Source organism: Stutzerimonas zhaodongensis, assembly GCF_003696365.1.
Taxonomy (GTDB): Bacteria; Pseudomonadota; Gammaproteobacteria; order Pseudomonadales; family Pseudomonadaceae; genus Stutzerimonas; species Stutzerimonas zhaodongensis.
Genome location: NZ_RFFM01000001.1, coordinates 1228988 through 1245368 on the forward strand (window position 1 = coordinate 1228988; position 16381 = coordinate 1245368).

General features: G+C 57.0%; 13 protein-coding genes and 2 tRNA genes. 13 read left to right on the forward strand and 2 right to left on the reverse strand.

Features of this window, described 5'->3' with window-relative positions:
• Positions 1 to 47 precede the first annotated feature (47 nt).
• Together EA797_RS05605 and EA797_RS05610 are read right to left on the reverse strand one after the other, a co-directional pair.
• Complete coding sequence (locus EA797_RS05605) at positions 48 to 362, reverse strand: hypothetical protein (protein WP_122164151.1); 315 nt, start codon at positions 360 to 362, stop codon at positions 48 to 50.
• Between the two features lie 24 nt (positions 363 to 386).
• A complete protein-coding gene (locus EA797_RS05610) occupies positions 387 to 698 on the reverse strand; it encodes a hypothetical protein (protein ID WP_122164152.1) in 312 nt (103 codons plus the stop codon).
• Between the two features lie 415 nt (positions 699 to 1113).
• Between EA797_RS05610 and EA797_RS05620 the strand changes: the two genes are divergently transcribed.
• The 13 genes from EA797_RS05620 to EA797_RS05685 all read left to right on the forward strand — a co-directional run bounded on the left by EA797_RS05620 (position 1114) and on the right by EA797_RS05685 (position 16272).
• Positions 1114 to 1190 (forward strand) — tRNA-Met (locus EA797_RS05620).
• Between the two features lie 164 nt (positions 1191 to 1354).
• Positions 1355 to 1431, forward strand: a tRNA-Met gene (locus EA797_RS05625).
• A 1675-nt stretch (positions 1432 to 3106) separates the two neighbouring features.
• Positions 3107 to 3880 carry a hypothetical protein gene (locus EA797_RS05635; protein ID WP_425275561.1) on the forward strand — a complete coding sequence of 258 codons (774 nt, stop codon included), beginning with the start codon at positions 3107 to 3109 and terminating at the stop codon, positions 3878 to 3880.
• A 60-nt stretch (positions 3881 to 3940) separates the two neighbouring features.
• Positions 3941 to 5122 (forward strand): DegT/DnrJ/EryC1/StrS family aminotransferase, encoded by a 1182-nt coding sequence (locus EA797_RS05640; RefSeq protein ID WP_122164706.1) that lies wholly within the window; start codon positions 3941 to 3943, stop codon positions 5120 to 5122.
• Between the two features lie 22 nt (positions 5123 to 5144).
• Positions 5145 to 6671, forward strand: a complete 1527-nt coding sequence (locus tag EA797_RS05645) for a lipopolysaccharide biosynthesis protein (protein WP_167468768.1) — start codon at positions 5145 to 5147, stop codon at positions 6669 to 6671.
• Positions 6672 to 7601 carry a glycosyltransferase family 2 protein gene (locus EA797_RS05650; RefSeq protein ID WP_305127013.1) on the forward strand — a complete coding sequence of 310 codons (930 nt, stop codon included), beginning with the start codon at positions 6672 to 6674 and terminating at the stop codon, positions 7599 to 7601.
• 63 nt (positions 7602 to 7664) lie between these two features.
• Positions 7665 to 9875 carry a polysaccharide biosynthesis tyrosine autokinase gene (locus tag EA797_RS05655; protein WP_122164154.1) on the forward strand — a complete coding sequence of 737 codons (2211 nt, stop codon included), beginning with the start codon at positions 7665 to 7667 and terminating at the stop codon, positions 9873 to 9875.
• 20 nt (positions 9876 to 9895) lie between these two features.
• The gene (locus EA797_RS05660) at positions 9896 to 10639 is read left to right on the forward strand and encodes a WbqC family protein (protein WP_122164155.1); all 744 of its coding nucleotides are present in this window, start codon (positions 9896 to 9898) and stop codon (positions 10637 to 10639) included.
• Positions 10640 to 10687: 48 nt separating this feature from the next.
• Positions 10688 to 11269 carry a transcription/translation regulatory transformer protein RfaH gene (gene rfaH / locus EA797_RS05665; protein ID WP_122164156.1) on the forward strand — a complete coding sequence of 194 codons (582 nt, stop codon included), beginning with the start codon at positions 10688 to 10690 and terminating at the stop codon, positions 11267 to 11269.
• A complete protein-coding gene (locus EA797_RS05670) occupies positions 11247 to 12506 on the forward strand; it encodes a glycosyltransferase family 4 protein (RefSeq protein WP_122164157.1) in 1260 nt (419 codons plus the stop codon). The genes rfaH and EA797_RS05670 overlap by 23 nt, the downstream gene beginning before the upstream one ends.
• Positions 12448 to 13782, forward strand: coding sequence for a hypothetical protein (locus tag EA797_RS05675; protein ID WP_425275562.1), 1335 nt, complete (start codon positions 12448 to 12450; stop codon positions 13780 to 13782). Before EA797_RS05670 ends, EA797_RS05675 begins: the two co-directional genes overlap by 59 nt.
• Complete coding sequence (locus EA797_RS05680; protein ID WP_122164158.1) at positions 13779 to 15125, forward strand: hypothetical protein; 1347 nt, start codon at positions 13779 to 13781, stop codon at positions 15123 to 15125. Before EA797_RS05675 ends, EA797_RS05680 begins: the two co-directional genes overlap by 4 nt.
• A gap of 28 nt (positions 15126 to 15153) precedes the next feature.
• Entirely contained in the window at positions 15154 to 16272 is a 1119-nt protein-coding gene (locus tag EA797_RS05685; protein ID WP_122164159.1) for a glycosyltransferase family 4 protein, read from the forward strand.
• Positions 16273 to 16381 lie beyond the last annotated feature (109 nt).

The following is a 16381-nucleotide window of genomic DNA, read 5'->3' on the forward strand; positions in this document are numbered from 1 at the left end:
CGTATGCCGCCCTCGCTTAGGAACGTTCGATATCAGCCGTCCGGCTACTATTGTTCCGTCTCGTCATCGCGATTTTCGATTGTGTCGGTACCGGTCGTTGCACCCATGCCACCCGTGGTGCCAGTGGCACCGGTGCCCATCGTACCGATAGCGGAGTTGCTGCCAGTGTCACCGGCTCGATCATTCGAACGATTCTGGCTGGATGAGCCATCCTCTCCAATCTCCGAAGATGGCTGCTCCATGGCTGCGGTGCCTGTCGTGGACGGCGTGGTTGGGGTGAACTCCTTATTGTCAGGATTAGCTAAGGCGGCACCTGAGGCAATTGCCAGCCCAGCACTCATTAACAGGATTCTGTTCAGCATGATGTTCTCCACCTTATAAGTTGATCAGTCGTCATCCCGATCGCCAAGCGTGCGACGCGGACGATGCTCCATATCGGGGTCGGTATCGCCATGGCTCGATTCATCGTAAGCCTTGGGCGTTTCGCTATCGCGCAGCTCTCGATCCTCTTCGAGACGCTCTGGCAATCGCTCCACACCGTTGCCAATGCCCATCGAGCCATTACCCGCACCGCGGTCAGCCGCACCGGTGTTCTGAGCCACCTGAACAGCGCCTTGCGTAATCGAACCGGCCCAAGCAGGAACCGCGACAACGGCCAGTAACGTGGCGCAACAGGTAATCTTCAAGATGCTCTGCATATCCCCTCCTAACAGAGTTGCCCTTCCCTTTTTTGGGCATCTTTGCCGACTCACCGTGCGCATGCACTGAAGGGTTACCGACAAATGGCAAGCGGAACCGTTATCCATATGACAGGTCCGAGGGGTGGAGAGCTAAAGCAAGTTAGAAAGGAATCCGACAATGATCACCCCTGCCCTAATAATTTTCCTGATGGTGATTGGCTGGAGCGCAGCCGCGCTCGCCATGCTTTGGGGCATGCTGCGAATCGCTCGGCATCACCACAAGCCAAGCTCGCCAACACGCCTAGAACGACCCTCTGTCCCAGCGCAAGCCCATCACCAGGCGTCAATGTCGATTCCCGCGTAATCTAAATTCTGGACGCTGGTAATAAAGCCGTGACAGAACGAATGAAAGCTGTAGAATGCCGCCCACAGACGCGGGATGGAGCAGTCTGGTAGCTCGTCGGGCTCATAACCCGAAGGTCGTCGGTTCAAATCCGGCTCCCGCAACCAAATACGAAAGGTCACTCTAATGAGTGGCCTTTTTTATTAGCCGAAAGAAAGTATTTAGTACGCCTCAATGGTTGCCAGCATAGCTAAATATCTGAAAAGACAAACTTTTGTTGAGCCAAACGGTTGACAGCAGCCTCGCGGACTGTAGAATGCCGCCCCACAGACGCGGGATGGAGCAGTCTGGTAGCTCGTCGGGCTCATAACCCGAAGGTCGTCGGTTCAAATCCGGCTCCCGCAACCAATTTAAAAGGTCACTCTTCGGAGTGGCCTTTTTTTTTGCGTGTGTCTTGGCTTGAAGAAGGTTTACACCTTCGCCTCATTCATCAGGAAACGGTCTTGGCAAAAATTGCTCATCGAAGCCAGCGAGACGTTTCGCTGTCTTTCAAATCGGCCGCGGTTGATCAGGTCGAAAGAGGCGAGATGAGCTACAGGCAAGCTTAGAAACGCTATGGTATCCAGGTCCGCTCGCGATTCTGGCGCGGCTGCGCAAGCATTATCCACAGGACTGGGGCGAGCAAGCTGCATTATTTGTTACGTACTCGCGAGGTTTCGTCCCTGCGGATCGGTCGGGATCGCTTGTTCTGGATCCCGGCCGAGCATCGGCAATTGGTTGCCCAACCGGTCCTGCCACAGTACGACCTAAACCCATCACCGTTTCGCCGCCATCCGAACCTGCTCAAGCCAGGGCCGGAACAAGTACTGCCAAGCGCGCCGGAGCGTTTCAGGGTGGCGGATAGCACGTTCCTGCAGGCAAGAGTGGCCCGCTTTATTTGAGCCTTGTAACGGAAGTGTTCGCACGAAAGTCGTCGGCCACCATGTGCACGAGGACCCCTATGCCGTGTCAGCCGCTCGCCCCTTCAGCCAAGCACTGCATCAGCGCAGGCATCGTCAGAGATTGATCCATCATTAGGATCGTGGCACTCAGCATTGTAGTGATCGCTAGAGCGAATCCGCGTACGCCAAGAGGTTACCTGCTCGATGGCTGATGGCGACGACTGCTACCAGAACGCCCTGGCGGAACTAGTCGACCGTATCCTGAAGACCGCCCGATCTTGATCAGGTATGTCGTTTGGTGCTTGAAGCCATCGGCATCTACAACTGTCAGCAGCCCCATCTAGCCCTGAGATACAAAACGTCCCATGTAGTGAATCGGGCGTTTTGTAGAACCGCTAGCCATAAGGAGGGCATAAACCTACTCAAGCCTAATCCGCGAGGCGATGCTTATACCGATATTGTGCGATCTCACCTGCTGACTACTACTTATGTACAACCATGTAGTAGGCATATCGCCCGGTCTTTAGCGCCACTAAAAAACTAGCTCGAATGGCTTAGCTCAGAGGATTGATTCCTCAAACTAACGCCAGCTTAATTGGTTTCTCGATACAAACAGCCGAAACCTTTGCAGTCAATTAGTTACAAGTCTCAGCCATTTGCGCTCAAAAAAAATGTGTTTCATATCTTGACGACCACGAAATTCTAGATGATAACTACGTCACACAACTCAGAGACGGGACGTTTCGAGCCGCAGACCTCTAGACTACATCGGTATTGGCTCCGTAAGTGCACAGGGATGGCGTTCTCTAGTTGCAGCCAATGTGCCGCACGCGCCTCACTAAGTTTTTTAGATGCTTATCTCGAACGCTAGCCGAGTGCGGTAGCTTTTTCTGAATTCACCGGAAAATCAGTGATTTCGGTGCGTACAGCTTTCCTGGCATAGGGTCATGGGCAGTTAGAACCTGCCAGTGGCGGTAGCTTTGCCTAATTAAATTAGTGAACAAAAAAAAGACAGTCACCTGCAATCGATCGCACCGCGGCCAAGCGGCTCGCGATTGAAACCAATGCTCCTTTTAAAGTGTTTTAGAGTAACTATCCGCATTGATTATAAAACCGATTACCTTGATCAAACGGAGTATCCCGTGAATACTTTTTTTCGCAACCTAGAGTTGCCCACAGCTAAAGTTATAGCGAGCGAGATGGACAGAAATGGAAGCTTTTGTATTTCAAATTTTTTGTCTTCCGAACAACTGCAATCGTTAAAGCAAACTGTGAGAGCGGAGGGGGATAAACATAAGGGCTGCTACTTTGCCCATCATGGCGGACCTGAGATCGAACAATCTCAGCTAGGCGCAATAAGCGCATCGCCGGAGTTCCGGGCGTTGCTTAAAAACGTTTACCAGTCTGGTGCCGGAGCGGCCGCATACAATAGCGAAATCCTGAACGTTCTTCGTTGCGTACAAGGGTCGTCGGGACGTCGCGAATCGAACTGCTTTCATTTCGACGCCAGTCTTGTTACAGCATTACTCCCTATTGAAATTCCTCAGGATGGCGTCGACAGAGGTGATCTGATCCTTTTCCCGAACCTTCGTCGCATACGTTCGAACGTTTTGATCAACGTACTTGAGAAAGCACTACTGCAGAATCCACTGAGCCGCAAACTGATCAGCGCCGGCATCAGGCACCGAATCTTGCAACCTGAAAAACTCCGATTAGTGCCGGGCAATCTCTACCTGTTCTGGGGCTATCGGACGCTGCATGCAAATGAGCCGTGCGACCCCGCCCAGCGCCGGGCGTCCGCCATTTTCCATTATGGCGACCCACACGCCGGCAGTTTCGTTACCCGCATGATTCTCAAACTCAATCAACGCCGTGCGCGGCGCGCTACCGCTCTTGGTACGCAACCGACCGGTTAACAAGACTGCGCCCTCCTCCTGATTTTGTTGTTCGATGTGGCCACCGATAAGGACATCGTGATGATCAACGTCACCAAATCGTATCTCGGAAAAAAAACAAAATTTTTAGGCTATGTAGACAGCATCTACGCGTCCGGGTGGCTGACCAACCAAGGCCCGCTGGTAGCTGAGCTCGAAGAACGCCTGCGTGACTATTTAGGTGTCAGAAACATCATCCTGACCAACAATGGCACGCTTGCACTGCAGATCGCGTATCGCGCACTGAATCTGGCGGGCAGTGCCATCACCACACCGTTCAGCTTTGTTGCCACCACCAGTTCTCTAAAGTGGGAAGGTATCCGCCCGATCTTTGCGGATATCGACGAAGCCAGTTGGAATCTGGATCCCTCGGCGATTGAGGCCCGGATTGATACCGATACCCAGGCAATTGTCGCCACTCATGTGTTTGGTAACGCCTGCGATGTGGAGGGCATCGCTCAGATCGCCGAACGTCATCGTCTCAAGGTGATTTACGATGGCGCACACGCCTTTAGTGTGCGTTACAAAGACCGCTCGGTATTGAACTGGGGCGACATCAGCACGCTCAGTTTCCATGCGACGAAGCTGTTCCACACCATCGAAGGCGGCGCAATTGTCACGAACGACGATGCACTGGCCGCCAGGATTCGCTTGTTGTGTAACTTTGGCATCGTCGACACCGACATAATCGACGGCATCGGCATTAACGCGAAACTCAATGAATTCGCCGCAGCCATGGGCCTGTGCATTCTTGACGACATAGCGCTGATCCTGGAGCAGCGCGAAGAGATTGCCCGGCGCTACGAAACACAACTGGGTGATCACTTCGACCTTCAACAGCAGCAACACCATTCCCAGCGCAACCATAGCTACTTTCCGATCGCCCTTGCGAGCGAGAGCCAGCTGCTGCGTTGCCGCGCAGCGCTAAATGCCCAAGGGATCAACCCCAGGCGTTATTTCTATCCGTCGCTGGATACGCTCGGTTATTTGCAGCCGCAGTCGCCGCAGACTCGGTCTCGCGCATTGAGTCGGCGGGTGCTGTGCCTGCCAATCTACCCAGGTTTGCCACGTCATGTTCAGAACACAGTGATTCAGACCCTACTGATGGAAAACGCCGGGCGCAGCGAACCAATAACTGAACGCTTCTGGCCGCAGGTCAATACCGCCGGATGGATGGATGACCGTCTCCCTCTGCCCGATCCCGAGAGCAAGCGTATCTGTTGATCCATCCGGGACGGCCAAATCCATGTCTGATCGAAAAGTATCCATGATTCGCAATACCGGCCTGAGCTATGCCGGCCAGGCGTACGCCATGCTGATCGGCATTCTCATTTTGCCCTTCTACCTTGGGCATCTGGGTGCCGAAGCCTATGGCCTGATCGGTTTCTTTGCGGTAATGCAGGTCTGGTTACAACTCTTGGACGCCGGTCTTTCCCCGTCGCTTGTCCGGCAGATCGCGCATTTTCGTGGGCGATCAGCAATAGGAGCTAGAAGCTACGAGCCGGGGCAACTGCTGCGCTCGTTCGAGATCATCTTTCTACCGCTGACAGCGTTGACCGTCCTGGGTGTGCATTTCTCAGGTGACTGGATCGCCCAGCACTGGCTGCAGGCGCAGGAATTAGACACGGCGACCATCGTTCACTGCATCAGTTTGATGGGGCTGGTCGTCGGGCTGAAACTCTATGCCACCCTATACAAGAGCGGCCTGCAGGGGCTCGAGTTGCATGCATGGCTCAACGGTGCAAACGTCCTGATTGCCACGCTGCGTTATTTCGGTGGTTTGTGTCTGGTAGCGAACATCAGCGAAGACCCGGTGGATTTCTTCCTGTTCCAGACGGTCGTGGCACTGATCGAAACGCTGATATTTGCCGTTAAGGCCTACGTGCTGATGCCTTCCCCCAGGATTTTCACCGGCTTCAACTGGCCCCTTGTCAAACCCGTGCTGCCGTTTGCTGCGAGCATCTCGCTGACCTCAGTGCTGTGGATACTTCTAACGCAGCTGGACAAGGTGCTGTTATCCAACGTCCTGCTGCTCAAGGAATACGGCTATTTCTCACTGGTTGCACTGATGGCGACCGGGATCATGACGCTGACCAACCCGCTGGTGCAGACATTGCTGCCACGTATGACGGTGTTGGTCGCCGAAGGCCGGATAGCCGACATGCAGACGCTTTACCTGAACGCTACGCGGTTCGTGTGCAGCCTCTTGTTTCCCCTGACTGGAGTAGTCGCCTTTCACTCCGCCGAGCTGGTCTTCGCCTGGACCGGCGATGTTGAAGCAGCGCAGTGGAGCCGCACGGTGCTGCCCTGGTATGTGATAGGCAGCGCGATCATGGCCATCACAGCTTTTCAGTTTTATCTGCAGTACGCCTATGGGCGGCTGCGCCTGCACGTGTGGTTCAGTCTGATCAGCGCGGCTATAAGCATCCCGGTGGTGATTTATGCAGCCCTTGCGCATGGCGTTTACGGCGCGGCACTGGCCTGGTTCGGGCTGCGCATAGTGACCTTTCTGATCTGGCCGTCGATGGTGCACAAACGCTTTGGCCCCAGCCTCCATCGTCCATGGTTGCAAGATCTGTTGCGCATCACCGCCATGACTGGCCTGGGATTGCTGATCGGCGAGCCAGTCTTTGATGCCATCGCCAGCGACAACCGATTTGACGTCCTTCTAGGACTGGCCGTCAGCGGGCTTATTTGCATGACGCTGGTGACCTTCACCACAAAGCCCGTAGTCATGCGGCTCTACGTAATGATGACCAAGTCGAGCGCCTGAATGGATATTCAACAAAGAAACGAACAAGACGTGATGGCGGCCTGGGGTGACAGACGTGTACCTCTGCTGAGCGTTATCTGCCTGGCCTACAACCATGCGGCATTCATAAAGGAAACGCTGGACGGCTTCCTCCGACAGGAGACGGACTTCCCCTTCGAGGTGATCGTTCATGACGACGCTTCTACCGACACCACGGCGGCGATCATTCGTGAATATGCCGCGCTCTACCCGAGCGTGATCAAACCGATCTATCAGCAGCAGAATCAGTACCGCCTGGGCGTGCCCTTCAGCACTCGGCTGTTCGCACAAGCCGAGGGGAAATACATCGCCTATTGCGAAGGTGACGACTACTGGACGGACCCGCGCAAACTGCAGATTCAGGTCGATTTCCTCGAACAGCACCGTGACTACGTGATGACTTATCACGACGCGTTCATGTTCAACAGCCAGGGCGTTGTGTGCAGCCCACACATGCAGGGCAAGTTCCGCAAAGACGCTACCGCCCGCGAGCTTATGCAGGCACGCCCGGTGTCTACCCTGACCGTGTGCTTTCGCAATCTCGTGCATGAGCTACCGCCGGAGCTGCACGGTGTGGAGGTTTTGGACATTTGCTGGTGGTCATTACTGGGCGCCCATGGCAAGGGCAAGTTCATCGAAGAAATAAAGCCCGCAGCCTATCGTGTGCACGAAGGCGGGATCTTCTCCATGCGTAGCAGCAAGCAGCGCATTCAGATGACCACGCACGCTTACTACAGCCTTGCTCGTTACTACCAGCGCATCGGCGACCAGTCGCTCTACGAGTACTTCATGATCCAGGTATTCGCTCAAATACTTGCGTCGATATCTCCGATCAGCAAGCTCCAGGCCCTTGGCCAGGTTTTCCAGAACATCAGCATCAACCTTTTGCGCAGGCTTACCCCAGGCGTCTGACGAAAATCCGGTCGTCTCTCCCGCTGCCGCATCGATGGCGCAACACTCAAGGAAGGAACCGCAATGACTGCCATGGCCCGCTCTTCGCTGGACTACGATGGAGACAACCGAATCGATCTGGCGCGCATTCTTCGCGTGGCATTCGATCACAAGCGCCTTATTTTCAGCATCACCGCCCTCTTCGCGCTCCTCGGCGTGGCCTACGCCATTGTTGCCACGCCGATCTACGAAGCCACCGCGATGATCCAGATCGAGCCAAAGAAGTCAGGTATCACCGGCATCCCCGAATCCGTGCCCAGGCCGAACTCGGTATCCCAGGCAATCACCGAAATAGAGCTGATCAAATCCCGCGCGGTTCTAGGCAACACGGTCAATGACCTGAAGCTGTACATCAATACGCGACCCAAGTACGTCCCGCTGCTTGGCAGCTACCTGGCCCGCCAGCACGACCCCGTGGAAGACGGAGAACTCGCTACACCGTTACTGGGGCTGGACAGCTACGCCTGGGGTGGAGAAAAGCTCGACATCTTCCAGCTGGACGTGCCGGAAGCCTACCTGGGCGAGAAGCTGCTGCTGAAAGCGGGCACTGCGGGTTCGTACCGCCTGTACGACGCCGAAGAGAAAATGCTGCTAACCGGAAAGATCAACGAAGCTGTGCAGCACGACGGCTTTCGGGTACAGGTCGCCGAACTCAAGGCGCGTCCCGGCACTGAGTTCGTTGTGGTGCGCAGCCGCCCGCAGACCACTGCGCTGGACTACCAAAAGCGCCTGAAGGTGGGTGAAGCTGGTAAGGACTCCGGGATCATCTATCTCACGCTGGAGGATCCGGATTCGGATAAGGCCAATCGCGTGCTGGACAAGATCAGCCGCCTGTACGTGCGGCAGAATATCGAACGCAGCTCAGCAGAAGCGGCCCAACGGCTGGAGTTCCTGAGGTCGCAGGTCCCCGTGGTGCGCAAGGAGCTGGAAAAGGCCGAAGCCGCGCTCAATGACTACCAGACCAGCGCTCAGTCGGTGGACATCAGCATCGAGACCAAGGGCGTGCTCGATCAGATCGTCGCGCTGGAATCACAAATCTCCGAGCACAACCTCAAGCGCACTGAATACAACCAGCTCTATACCCCGGAACACCCAACCTACCAGACGCTGATGAAGAAGATCGGCCAGTTGCAGGCGCAGAAATCCGCGCTTATGGGGAAAATCGATACTTTGCCGATGACGCAGCAGGAACTCCTGCGCTTGAACCGCGACATGCAGGTCACCACGCGCACCTACACGCTGCTGTTGGACAAGGCACAAGAGCAGGACATCCTGCGCGCGGGCACCATCGGTAACGTGCGCATCATCGACAGCGCCTACGCAGTGGTGGAAAAGCCGGCCAAGCCAATCAAGCCGCTGGTGGTGCTGGTCGCGATCTTCGTCGGACTGCTGGTGTCGGCGACAGTGATCCTGCTACGGCAGGTGTTCTACCGCGGCATAGAAAGTCCCGAAACCATTGAGCACCTGGGTACGCCGGTGTACGCCGCGCTGCCTTTTTCGGCGAAGCAGGAGCACCTGTTCCGGTTGCGAAGGATTCACGATGGCAGAAGCAAGCTGCTGGGGCGTGCCGATCCGGCCGACCTGGCTATCGAATCACTCCGCAGCCTGCGTACCAGTCTCAAGTTCGCCATGCTCGAGGCCCGCAATCAGGTGCTGGTAATAACCAGCCCTACGCCCTCTGTGGGTAAATCGTTTGTCGCCAGCAACCTGGCTTCGGTCATTGCCCAGGCCGGCCAGCGCGTGCTGCTGATCGACGCCGACATGCGGCGCGGCTATCTGGCCGGAATGTTCGGCATGGCGCCGCGCAACGGTTTGTCAGACGCCCTGGCCAGCGGCTTGTCGCTCTCCGCCGTGGTCTGCAAGACCGATCAGGCCAACCTGCAGTTCATCGCCAGCGGGCATAGTGCGCCCAACCCCTCGGAACTCTTGATGCACGAGAACTTCGCACGCTTGCTGAAGGAAGCCGAGCGTGAGTACGACTTCGTGATCGTCGATACACCACCGGTGTTGGCGGTAACGGATGCCGTCCTGGTTGCACAACAGGCTGGCACCTGCCTGTTGGTGGCCCGTTATGGGCTGAGCACCGCCGGCCAGGTCGAAGCCGCCAAGCGACGCTTGGCGCAGAACGGGGTGCTGCTCAAGGGCGCAATTCTAAACGGGGTCAAACGCAGGGCCTCGAGCTCCGCCTACGAGACCGGTGCCTACGGTTATTACAGTTATTCTCAAAAAGCCTGACACATGCGAGGGATAAGCCCGTGCTCAGAACCGTCTCGATGATGCAACCCTACCTGTTCCCCTACCTTGGCTATTTCCAGCTGATCGCGCGCAGCGATGTCTTTGTACTGGGCGACGACCTTCAGTACGTCAAGGGTTCATGGATTAACCGCAACCGGGTACTGGCGAACGGGCAGCCGAAGCTGATTACGTTTTCATTGCGTAAAGCCAATCAATTCTCTCCGATCAACCAGCGCTGGCTATGCGACGAGTTCGAACTGGAAGCTCAGAAACTGTTGAAAACACTGGAGCTGGGCTACTCACGCGCGCCACACAAGGCCGAGGTGATAACGCTGGTGCGCCAGATTCTGGCTCATCCGGAACGCAACCTGGCGCGCTTCATCGAGAACTCCATCCGGCGGATCTGCGCCTATCTGCAGATCGCAACGCCGATCCGCATTGGCTCGGAGCTGGGCTTGCCGGCGCGCATGGATAAGCAAGAGCGCGTAGTCACCATCGCCCACAAGATGAATGCCGAGCTGTACGTCAACCCTATTGGCGGCACCGCGCTCTACTGCCCAGCCTATTTCAGATCGCATGGGTTGGCGCTGCGCTTCCTGCAAATGGATGACCTGAGCTATCCGCAATTCAACCAGCCCTTCGTGCCCTCGTTGTCGATCATCGACGTACTAATGTTCAACAGCCGGAGCGAAGCTCGGGCACTACTCAAACGATTCTCGCTGGTCGAGGGGATCGAGCACTCAACTGCGTTGCAAGGCGCATGACAGAAACAGGACGAACATCAGCAACACATTCTATGGAAGGCAATTCATATGACCGCGCCCAGCAGCAGCCCTCGTTGGTACCTGATCCAAACCAAACCACGTCAGGATAAACGCGCTGAAGACAACCTCCGACGCCAGCGATTCGAATGCTATCGGCCAATGAAGCCATGCGACAACGGCGATGAAAAGATGAATGAAGCGTTGTTTCCAGGCTATCTGTTCATCCGGCTCGATCGCCATCTAGATAACTGGTACCCCATCCGCTCCACTCGCGGCGTCGCGCGCGTGGTGTCCTTCGGCACCGAACCGACGACAGTCAGAGACGACCTCATTGAGCAGTTACGCCAACGCTTGGCTAACGAAACCAGCTCGGGCGGTACGCCACGGTTCGAATCCGGCGATCCGGTTCAGCTTATCGGCGGCAGCTTCCGGGACGTGGAAGCGATATTCGTCAGCGACGAAGGCGAGGAGCGGTCGGTAATTCTGCTCAACCTGCTTCAACGAGAACAGAAGGTCAGTGTACCAACGCGCTATCTCGCTGTTGCGCCATGCAAACCGAGATCACCCCAGCCTGGCCCAATGATGAATCGCCTCAAGGATGTCTGCGATGAAAGTTCTCCTGTTGCATAGCCTGTATGCGCCTCACATCGGCGGAGGTGCAGAGATCGTCGTCCGCCAATTAGCCGAAGGCCTGCAGGCAAGAGGCTGCGAAGTGGTAGTGCTTGCCACCGGGCCGCGCGCGGGCCTGAATCCCGAACATCTCGACGGCCTGCTTGTCTATCGCGCCGGCTTGTCCAACTTCTACTGGCACTTCACGCAGGCCAAGCCGAACCGACTACTGCGTCTCGGCTGGCACTTGCGGGACCGCTATAACCGCAGCATGCGCCAGCATGTGCGCGACGTGATTGCACACGAAGAGCCCCACATAGTGCTCTGCAACAACCTCACCGGCTGGTCGATATCAGCGTGGGACGAAATCAGCGCGGCCGGACTGCCCATCGTTCAGGTATTGCACGACCTTTATCTGCTCTGCCCCAAAGACACCATGTTCAACAACGGCCGAAGCTGCGAGCGCCAGTGCGGCATGTGTGCGGCGTTTCGCCGACCACACGCCGCGGCCTCGGCACAGGTCGCTGCCGTTATCGGTGTCAGCCGTTTCGTCCTCGAACGGATCACTGCCGAAGGCTACTTCGCCCAGGCCAGCCAGCATGTTGTACACAACTGCATCGATCCTAGAGCGAGCATCTCTGCTTTGCCACGTCCGCACCACAGCGGTCTGCTGCGCTTCGGCTACATCGGCACGCTTTCTGAGAATAAAGGGTTGAGCTGGTTGATTGAGCAGTTCCAGGCGCTTTCCATCAACGCCACGCTTGAGATCGCAGGGCGCGGCAAGTTGGACTACGAAGCAGAGATCAAGGGCCGCGCCGATCCGAGCAAGGTACGGTTTGTCGGGTACCAGCCCTCCGAGCGCTTCATGCAAGGAATCGATGTGCTCGTCATTCCATCGATCTGGGCCGAGCCCTTCGGCCTAGTCGCCGTAGAGGGCTGCGCACAACATCTGCCTATCATCGCAACGAATATGGGCGGTCTGCCAGAGATCATTCAGGACAACCTGAACGGGCTGCTGTGCACACCAGCAGATCCCGACTCCCTCGGCAGAGCAATGCTGAAACTCTATCTCGATAGCGATCTGCGCCAGCGATTGTCGGAGCAAGCACGTTCCAGCGTTGCCGCCTTCTTAAATACGGAACGAATGCTCGATCAGTACCAGACGATTCTGTCTTCCACGCTGAACGGCCGGAGCGCCAATGATGAGCCCGACTTCACTGACCATTTCCCACCGCAGGTCGAACCCGCTCGCGATTGACAAGCCCACCGTGATGGCACTGATTGCAACCTCGTTGCTGATCAGCGAAACCTTCGCCGGCGCACTTCGCTATTACCTCGACATCGCGGGTGCACCCGCCCTGCTCTACGTGCCGAAACTTGCCTGTGTCGTGGCGGTGGCGCTGGAAATACCAAGGGCGCGAAGCAAGCCCGGCGTATGGCTGGTGCTTTTTGCAGTACTGGTCTCGGGCTTGCTTGCGCTGCTTCACAGGGCCTCGCCGAGCAATATCGGCTTCAGCATATTCATTTACATCCCGCTGCTGTTCGGGTTGTTCTGTGGCGGCTATCTGGAACAGAGCACGCGCCTGCTCAATTGGACCATCGCGTTCTGCCTGGTTGCCTCGCTGCTCGGCATTGCGCTGGACATGTTTACCAACGTGCCCTGGAAGGGCTACAGCTACATGATGGGCGACGTCGAGCTGACCGCTAACAAATCCTGGGCTTTTGGCAGCACCGACCGGCTTGCCGGGTTCGCACGGATGTCGACCAATCTGGCCGTGATGATCGCGCTGTATTGCCTGTTCCTGGCGGCCTTCCTGCGGTCGCGGCTGCTGCGCATGATGCTGTACCCAGTCGCGTTCGGCGCAATTTACCTCACGACGAACAAGTCCACCGCCGCAGCCTACCTGTTGACCTTGATGATGCTGTTTCTTGCGGGCTATCGCATGCCCAGCGCAGCGGCATTTTTTATCGCGGTGCTGACCGGCCTGGCCTTACCGGTCGCCAGTCTGCTTTTGAACATTCCGCAAAGCGAGGCTTATAGCACCAGCGTGCTGGCGTCATTCAATGACCGCCTGATCCATAGCTGGCCGAACTTCATCGACGTCATCATCAATGAAGGATGGGGCTGGTGGGGGGCCGGTTTCGGCGCGGTGGGCAGCAGCGCAGCAGCCTTCCCGCTGGCCTGGCTCGATCTACTGAGCATCGCCGACAACACAGCGTTGTATCTCTGGGGAATGCTCGGCGTATTCGGCGTACTTCTTTATCTGCTGCTGTTTCCATTGCTGATGCGCCTGCATGACCGAGGCTCAAGATATCGCGATGCATTGTTGGGCGTCGTTTTCTGCACCTGCCTGATCGGCTGGGCTACCGACGTGCTGGAGGTGACCACCGCCACGCTTTTTCTTGGCATGGCCATCGCCCATGTGCTGTCGCCGCGGAATCTGCAGAGGGGACTGAACCACTTGGCGGCTCCGACACCGACATATGTTGGATTTGAACACCACCCGCATAGAACAAGAGGGGGTCAGCCATGAGCATCGGTCATTGGACTCGCCGTGTGGCGCTGCCTACCGTCCTATACGGGGTCGTCTTTAGCGCGTCGGCATTGGAGGCCGAAGATCCGTTCATTATTGGAGTCTGTTCGCATGAGCTGCACCTGCCTGCCAGCCGCGACACGGGCTTCGAACTGCTGCGGCAGGCCGGTATCGAATCAGTACGGACCGACGCGCACTGGGCATTTGTCGAACGCAGCCGCAATAAGCTCGCGATTGAGCCTCACTGGAACACCTACCTGGCTAAGACACAGGCGCAGGGCATCGACAGCCTGCTGATTCTCGGTTACGGCAACATCCATCATGGCGACGGCGAAAAACCGCGCAGCGAGCCGATCCGAGCCGCCTACAACCGTTACGTGGCGTTCGTCGCGCAACAGCTGCGCGGTCGCGTACGACATTACGAAGTCTGGAACGAATGGGACCTCGAGAACCCTGATGATCCCGAGTTCTCCCAGGACTATGCACGGCTGGTTGCCGACGCCGCAGGAATCATCCGCCAGCACGACCCCGACGCTAAGGTGCTGGCCGGGGCAGTCACCAGTGAAGGTATCAAGTCCGGCTTTGCCCTGCGCCTGATTGAGGCCGGGGTCATGCAGTCTGTCGATGGGCTTTCCCTGCACCCGTACGTCCACTGCTACGGCCGCGGACGCGACACCCCCGAAGCCTGGATCAAATGGCTCACGGAGATCGATCTAGACCTGTCCCGTGCCGCCAACCAGCCTGTTCCTCTCTACCTGACGGAGATGGCCTGGCCATCGCACAAGGGCGCATGCGGCTTCGACGAAACCACACAGGCAGCCTATCTGGCCCGAAGTTACTTTCTCGCCAAAACACTACCCAACGTGCGCGGCTATTGGTGGTACGACTTCCGAAACGATGGCGCTGATCTCCGGGAGCGAGAGCACAACTTCGGCCTGCTTCGTCAGGACTACTCGCCGAAGCTGGCATACCAGGTACTTAAGGCCATAAGCCCGATTATCGAGCAATTTCAGTTCCTTGAGCGGGTCGCCGGATCGGACGAGAGTACGGTGCAGCTTCGGTTTGGCAACGGCGAGGAACAGTTGCTGATCGCCTGGAGTACCGACAAGCCTCGCTCAGTCAGTATCACCTCGAACGGCCCAAAGTCAGGCGAGGTGGAACTGATCGATAGCGCGCAGCCAAACAGAGGAAGGACAGCTGCCGCGAACCAGTGGCAATGCCCTGCAGATGGCAAAACCTGCTCGGCCCGCATTGAACTCGGTGAGTTTCCCAAAATCATCAGCCTTGGCGCGTCCGATCCAGCTGCGGTTGCGCCTGAACAAACGAACCTGGCATTCGATTAGAAAACTCCAAGGAACGAGGAATTTACCAATGATCGTGATCAATTCACGCTTCCTGACCCAGGAAGTGCGCGGTGTACAACGTTTCGCCGAACAGATCTGCCTGCAGCTGAACGCCTTGCGCGACGACCTAGTGTTCGTAGCACCAAATGACATCCGCCTGCACGAAAGCGCCGAACTCTTGCATGTGCGCCGCATAGGACGCCATCGAGGCCATCTATGGGAGCAGGTGGACCTTCCGCTCTGGTTGGCCCGCAATGGTAGCCCTCCGCTGGTTTCGTTATGCAATACCGCACCACTGGCATATGGCAATCAGATCGCCACGCATCACGACATTACCTACATCAGGCATCCAGAAAGCTATTCAAGGACGTTTAGAACCGTGTATCGCAACCTGACCCCACTGCTGCTTGGACGCATCAAAGGGTTGATTACCGGGAGCGAGTTCTCGCGCTCGGAGATCTCAGCCCATTACGGCTACCCAGCGAGCAACATCTGTATCGTGCCGAGTGCCGTGGATGAGCGTTTCCAACCCTTTTGCATCGATGTGGCCAGGCGCGGCACGACGCCCTATCTGCTGGCCGTCTCGTCGCCTAGCACACATAAGAACTTTGCTCGGATGGTGGCAGCCTTCTTGCGCATAGAAGGCCACAATGAGGTCGAGCTGCGCATAATCGGCGATTCCAACCGGGTGTTCGCCGGCAGCCTGCACGATGTCGACGGCAGCCGGCGTATCCGCAATTTAGGCAGACTCCCCGATGATGAGCTGGTGGCGGCCTACCAAGGTGCGACCGCCTTCGTGTTCCCCTCTATTTATGAAGGCTTCGGTATTCCACCGCTTGAAGCCCAAGCCTGCGGGTGTCCGGTGATTGCAGCACGAGCGGCGTCCATACCAGAGGTCTTGGGCGACAGCGCGCTGTATTTTGATCCATTGAAAGTGGCGGACCTCACCCTTGCCATGGAACGGGTTCTGAGCGACGAAGCCTTGCGCCAGGACCTGCGACAGCGCGGCAAGACCAACGTGGCGCGCTACTGCTGGAACTCGTCCGCCCGTCGAGTATCCCGCTTGATCGACCAGGCGTTTAACGGGGCGCAAAACACGGAAACCACAGACGAAGGACCGCTCCCCCTCAGCGAGCCTAAGCACTAGAGGCACTCGCGGAGCAACCGGGCAGTCGCGCCCAGGCCGGAGCACTGCGAGCGCCTCGCAATTGAACCTGCAATCGCCACTTCAGCTAACCCCTGCCCTGCTCTGCAGT